The organism is Mesorhizobium sp. (assembly GCF_041661565.1).
In the GTDB taxonomy this organism is placed as follows: Bacteria; Pseudomonadota; Alphaproteobacteria; order Rhizobiales; family Rhizobiaceae; genus Mesorhizobium.
In genome coordinates this window covers 1-6,124 of record NZ_JBAZUD010000207.1, presented here as the reverse complement: position 1 = coordinate 6,124, position 6,124 = coordinate 1, and the positions used below count along the sequence as shown (strand labels likewise).

Here is a 6,124-nt window from a genome sequence, read left to right as displayed (position 1 = left end):
GCCGGCGTGATGGTAATCCTCGCCGAGATACTCGCCGGTCGGCTGCAGATTGACCAGCAGCGGCACGTTGAGGCCGATCGCCTGCCAGTCGTCATTGTCGAGCTTGACGCCGAGATGACGCGCGATGGCATTGAGATGGATGGGCGCATTGGTCGAGCCGCCAATGGCCGAATTGACGACGATGGCGTTCTCGAACGCCTCCCTGGTCATGATGTCGGACGGCTTCAGGTCCTCATGCACCATCTCGACGATGCGCTTGCCCGTCTCATAGGAAATCTGGCCGCGTTCGCGGTAGGGGGCGGGGATCGCCGCGGAGCCTGGCAACTGCATGCCGAGCGCCTCGGCCAGCGAATTCATCGTGGTGGCGGTGCCCATGGTGTTGCAATAGCCGGTGGACGGCGCCGAGGAGGCGACGATGTCCATGAATTCGTCATAGCCGATCTCGCCCGCCGACAGGCGCTGGCGCGATTCCCAGACGATTGTGCCGGAGCCGGTGCGCTTGCCCTTGTGCCAGCCATTCAGCATCGGGCCAACCGACAGCGCGATGGCCGGGATGTTGACGGTGGCCGCCGCCATCAGCAGCGCCGGCGTGGTCTTGTCGCAGCCGATGGTCAGCACGACGCCGTCGAGCGGATAGCCGTAGAGCACCTCGACCAGGCTGAGATAGGCAAGGTTGCGGTCAAGGGCCGCCGTCGGACGCTTGCCGGTCTCCTGGATCGGATGACAGGGGAATTCGAACGGGATGCCGCCCATCGAGACGATGCCTTCGCGCACGCGCTTGGCGAGTTCGATATGGTGGCGGTTGCAGGGCGAGAGATCCGAGCCGGTCTGGGCAATGCCAATCAGCGGCTTGCCCGACATCAGTTCGGCCCGCGTCAGGCCGTAATTGAGGTAGCGCTCGAGATAGAGGGCGGTCATCCCGGGATTATCGGGATTGTCGAACCACTCCTGCGAGCGAAATTTCTTTTTGCCGGTCGGGGCGCCTGCCATCATCGTCTCCGTATTTGTAAGACAAATCGATATGGCAACGCGCGAGAGCAGGCAAGAGGGACGCAGGGTCGCAACCGGACTTTGGTGCGATAGACATGCCCCCGGCGCTGCGCTAGGGCTTCGGGCGGTCTTGTCTGGGAGATATTCATGGCTTTGGTGATCGAAGGCGAGGAACGCATTGCCGCACCCCTGCAAAAAGTCTGGGAAGCGCTGAACGATCCGGAAGTCCTGAAGGCGACCATTCCCGGCTGCCAGAGCCTCGAGATGACGTCGCCGACCGAGATGACCGCGACCGTGGTGTTGAAGATCGGGCCGATCAAGGCGACCTTCAACGGCGAGGTGACGCTGAAGAACCTCCAGCCGCCGCACTCCTACACCATCCAGGGCGAAGGCAAGGGCGGCATCGCCGGCTTCGCCAAGGGCGGCGCCGACGTGACGCTGACCGAGGACGGGCCGGATGCAACGGTGCTGAAATACGCAGCCAAGGCCGATGTCGGCGGCAAGATCGCCCAGCTTGGCAGCCGGCTGATCGAATCGACCTCGAAGAAACTGGCCGGTCAGTTCTTTTCGAGCTTTGGCGAGAAGGTGGGCGCGGCGTAAGCCTCGCCGCCGGCCCGTCCCATCACTCGAACACGATGCTCGGCACGGCGGCTTCAGCCGCACCGCGCTCCTCATTGACCCGGTCCCAGACCTTCGAAGCGATATCCCGGTAGATCTTCGCTTCGGCGCCATCAGGCTTGGAAACGACCACCGGCGTGCCGGCATCCGAACTCTCGCGGATCCCCATTTCGAGGGGCACTTCACCAAGGAAGGTCACGCCAAGGCGTTCGGCTTCGCGCCGCGCGCCGCCGTGACCGAAAATATCGTAGCGCTTGCCTGTGTCCGGGGCGATGAAATAGCTCATGTTCTCAACGATGCCGAGCAGCGGAACGTCGACCTTCTTGAACATGTTCAATCCCTTGCGGGCGTCGATCAGCGCCAGGTCCTGCGGGGTCGAGACGATCACGGCGCCGGCCAGCGGCACCTGCTGCGCCATCGTCAATTGCGCGTCGCCGGTACCGGGCGGCATGTCGACCACGAGCACGTCAAGTGCACCCCACTCGACCTCGCGCAGCATCTGCGTCAGCGCCGACATCACCATCGGCCCACGCCAGATCATCGGCGTCTCCTCGTCGACCAGGAAGCCCATCGACATCACCTTCAGGCCGTAATTCCGCATCGGCTTCAGGATCTTGCCATCGACGGTCTCCGGCCGGCCATGGATGTTCAGCAGCCGGGGCATGGAGGGGCCGTAAATGTCGGCATCGAGCACGCCGACCCGCAGGCCGTTGGCGGCAAGGCCGAGCGCGATGTTGACGGCGGTGGTCGACTTGCCGACGCCGCCCTTGCCGGATGCAACCGCAATGATCGCCTCGATGCCCGGCACGCCACGCTTGCCCTGGCTGTGCGAGGCGGGCGCGTGCGGCGCGGCGCGCGGGGCGGCCGCGACGGGCGGGGCCGATGGCGCCGGCCTGGGAGCGGGACGCGCCGGAACAGGCGCCTCCATGCCGCCGCCCTTCTTCTCGGCGGTGAGCGCCACGACCGCGCCGACAACACCGGGAATCGCCTTGACGACACGTTCCGCGGCGGCCCTCAGCGGCTCCATTTCCTGGGCGCGGGCAGCGGGAACCGTGATCGAGAAGAAGACCTTGCCATCGGCGATGAAAATCTCCGAAACCATGCCGAGGTCGACGATATTGCTCGTGAAGTCAGGTCCGTTGACCGTCTTCAGGCGCTCGGTGACGATTTCCTTGGTGACTGACATGGCGGCATTCCTCAGACGTTGGCCAACCCAGGACGGCGGCTGGCCTGAGATAATGCAGTTTCAGGACAGAACCAAGCGATCGCTTTGATGCTGACAGGCGCACGCGGCTATGGCAGCCTCATGCCCATGATCGACAAGCTGGAATTCTTCATCGCCCTGGCCAAGGAAGAGCATTTCGGCCGGGCGGCCGAAGTGTGCGGCGTCACCCAGCCGACGCTGTCGGCCGGTATCAAGCAGTTGGAGGGGCAACTCGGCGTCATGCTGGTGTTGCGTGGGTCGCGCTTCCAGGGACTGACGCCAGAAGGCATACAGGTCCTGGCGTGGGCGCGCCGCATCGTCGGCGACACCCGCGCCATGCGCGAGGAAATGCGCGCGGCGCGGCATGGCCTGTCGGGGCGCATCCGCATCGCCGCCATCCCGACGGCGCTGGCCATGCTGCCGCGGCTGACGACGCCATTTCGCGAAAAGCATCCCGGCGTCACCTTTTCGGTGCTTTCGCGGACCTCCATCGAGGTGCTGTCGCTGCTCGGCAATTTCGACATCGACGCCGGCATCACCTATCTCGACAACGAGCCCCTGGGCCGGGTGACCAGCGTGCCCCTCTATGACGAGCGCTATCAATTGATCACCGCCGCGGGCAATCCCTACTCCGATCGCGACAAAGTGACATGGGTGGAACTAAGCCAGTTGCCGCTCTGCCTGCTGACGCCGGACATGCAGAACCGGCGCATCATCGACCACCATCTGGCCGAAGCGGGCGTGCAGGTGCGGCCAACGCTGGAATCCAATTCGATGATCGTGCTGTTCTCGCATATCCGCACCGGCAAATGGTCGTCGATCATGCCGCTCAACCTGGCTGAGACATTCGGTTTTTCGGAGCCGATCCGGGCCATCCCGATCGTCGAGCCGGATGCCAGGCACACGGTCGGCCTCGTTGCCACCCCGCGCGAACCGCATACGCCACTGGTCTCGGCGCTGCTGGACGAGGCGATGGCGCTGGCGGACGATTTCCACGCCAACCGCTGAGCTAGACAGTGCGAGTGGTTTCCGCTTGATAGAAAATTTCTATCGTGCAACGAAACCGCTTTATTGATTCCAGGGGTTTCCTCTGATTTCTTAAGCACTTAGCGATAAAGCGGCGCATGCATGTCGTTGTTGCCAGACCGCTTCATGCGGTCGGACGATATCATGACCGCCACCACAGGGAGGGCGCTGCATGCCATTGCAGCTCGCAAGTACCGAAATCACATCGCGCACCGCGGCGATCATCCAGGAGATGAAGGGCCTCGAAGGCCCGTTGCTGCCGATTCTCCACGGCATCCAGGAAGAGTTCGGCCATGTGCCACAGGATGCGCTGCCGGTCATCGCGGAGGCGCTGAACATCTCGAGGGCCGAGGTGCATGGCGTCGTCACTTTCTACCATGACTACCGCAGCCACCCCGCCGGGCGGCATGTGCTCAAGGTTTGCCAGGCGGAAGCCTGCCAGTCTATGGGTTCGGACACGGTCGCGGCGAAGCTGAAGCAGTTGCTGGGCATCGGCTTCCACGAGACGACGCTAGACGGTGCGGTGACGCTGGAGCCGGTCTATTGCCTCGGACTTTGCGCCTGCGCTCCGGCGGCGATGCTGGACGGGCAGGTGATCGGCCGGCTCGATGACGAGAAGCTGGACGAGATTGTCGCCGAGGTACGCTCATGATCCCGCGCATCTACATTCCCGGCGATTCCGGCGCGCTGGCGCTTGGTGCCGAAAAGGTCGCCAAGGCGATCGCCAATGAACTCGCCGAGCGCGGCGTCGAGGCGAAGATCGTGCGCAACGGCTCGCGCGGCGCCTATTTCCTCGAGCCCATGGTCGAAGTGGCGACCGCCAATGGCCGCGTCGCCTACGGGCCCGTGAAACCTGCCGACGTCAAGAGCCTGTTCGATTGCGGTTTCCTGACGGGCGGTCACCACAAGCGCTGGCTGGGCGCGCCCGACAAGATTCCCTTCCTGGCCAAACAGACGCGACTGACCTTCGCCCGTTGCGGCGTCAACGACCCATTGTCGCTCGACGCCTACAAATCGCTCGGCGGCTTGAAGGGGCTGGAGAACGCGGTGGCGATGGCGCCTGCCGACATCGTCAAGCAGGTCACCGAATCGGGCCTGCGCGGCCGCGGCGGCGCCGGCTTCCCGACCGGCATCAAGTGGAAGACGGTGCTCGATACCACAGCCGACCGCAAATACATCGTCTGCAACGCAGACGAGGGCGACAGCGCCACTTTCGCCGACCGCATGATCATGGAGGGCGACCCCTTCGTGCTGATCGAGGGCATGGCGATCGCCGGCATCGCCACGGGTGCGACCAAGGGTTTCGTCTACATCCGCTCGGAATACCCGCATGCGGTGGCTGTCATGAACAAGGCTGTCGAGATCGCCCGCAAGGCGGGCGTGCTCGGCGTCAATGTGTTGGGCTCGCCCAATGCCTTCGACATGGAAATCCGCGTCGGCGCCGGCGCCTATGTCTGCGGCGAGGAAACCTCGCTGTTGAACAGCTTGGAGGGCAAACGCGGCGTGGTGCGCGCCAAGCCACCGCTGCCGGCGATCCAGGGCCTGTTCGGCAAGCCGACGGTGATCAACAATGTCATCAGCCTGGCCTCGGTGCCTGTTATCATGGACAGGGGCGCCGCCTTCTACAAGGATTTCGGCATGGGCCGCTCGCGCGGCACGATCCCGATCCAGATCGCCGGCAACGTCAAGTTCGGCGGCCTATTCGAAGCGGGTTTCGGCATGACGCTGGGCGAGATCGTCGACGACATCGGCGGTGGCACGGCCACCGGGCGTCCCGTCAAGGCGGTTCAGGTCGGCGGGCCGCTCGGCGCTTATTTTCCGCGCGCGCTTTTCGACACGCCGTTCGACTATGAAGCCTTCGCCGCCAGGGACGGCCTGATCGGCCATGCCGGCATCACCGTGTTCGACGACACCGCCGACATGCTGAAGCAGGCGCGCTTCGCCATGGAGTTCTGCGCCATCGAAAGCTGCGGCAAGTGCACGCCCTGCCGCATAGGTTCGACGCGCGGCGTCGAGACGATCGACAAGATCTCACGCGGCATCGAGCCGGAGAAGAACATCGCGCTGGTCACCGACCTTTGCCAGACGATGAAGTTCGGTTCGCTGTGCGCGCTGGGCGGCTTCACGCCTTACCCGGTGATGAGCGCGCTCAACCATTTCCGCGAAGATTTCAAGCCGGCGCCGGTCGCCGAAGCAGCAGAATAGGAGCCTCCATGGGTCTCGTTCAGGAAATCGACTACGGCACGCCGGCCTCGAGCTCGCAGAAGCAGGTGACGCTGACGGTCG

At 64.2% G+C, this 6,124-nt stretch carries 6 protein-coding genes; 4 read left to right on the top strand and 2 right to left on the bottom strand.

Going from position 1 to position 6,124, the window contains the following annotated elements:
* Window positions 1–990, bottom strand: a 990-nt coding sequence (locus WC739_RS23965) for a dihydroxy-acid dehydratase (protein WP_372955476.1), incomplete at its 3' end; no start/stop codon positions are given.
* A 147-nt stretch (window positions 991–1,137) separates the two neighbouring features.
* Between WC739_RS23965 and WC739_RS23960 the strand changes: the two genes are divergently transcribed.
* Complete coding sequence (locus tag WC739_RS23960) at window positions 1,138–1,590, top strand: carbon monoxide dehydrogenase subunit G (RefSeq protein ID WP_372955475.1); 453 nt, start codon at window positions 1,138–1,140, stop codon at window positions 1,588–1,590.
* A gap of 22 nt (window positions 1,591–1,612) precedes the next feature.
* Here WC739_RS23960 and WC739_RS23955 read toward each other — a convergent pair whose 3' ends face one another.
* Window positions 1,613–2,794 (bottom strand): Mrp/NBP35 family ATP-binding protein, encoded by a 1,182-nt coding sequence (locus tag WC739_RS23955; RefSeq protein ID WP_372955474.1) that lies wholly within the window; start codon window positions 2,792–2,794, stop codon window positions 1,613–1,615.
* 126 nt (window positions 2,795–2,920) lie between these two features.
* On the opposite strand from WC739_RS23955, the gene WC739_RS23950 reads away from it, so the two are divergent.
* The 3 genes from WC739_RS23950 (at window position 2,921) to WC739_RS23940 (ending at window position 6,043) form a co-directional block, all read left to right on the top strand.
* Window positions 2,921–3,820, top strand: a complete 900-nt coding sequence (locus tag WC739_RS23950; protein ID WP_372955477.1) for a LysR family transcriptional regulator — start codon at window positions 2,921–2,923, stop codon at window positions 3,818–3,820.
* 190 nt (window positions 3,821–4,010) lie between these two features.
* Complete coding sequence (locus tag WC739_RS23945; protein ID WP_372955473.1) at window positions 4,011–4,490, top strand: formate dehydrogenase subunit gamma; 480 nt, start codon at window positions 4,011–4,013, stop codon at window positions 4,488–4,490.
* Window positions 4,487–6,043 carry a formate dehydrogenase beta subunit gene (locus WC739_RS23940; protein ID WP_372955472.1) on the top strand — a complete coding sequence of 519 codons (1,557 nt, stop codon included), beginning with the start codon at window positions 4,487–4,489 and terminating at the stop codon, window positions 6,041–6,043. Before WC739_RS23945 ends, WC739_RS23940 begins: the two co-directional genes overlap by 4 nt.
* Window positions 6,044–6,124: the final 81 nt, after the last annotated feature.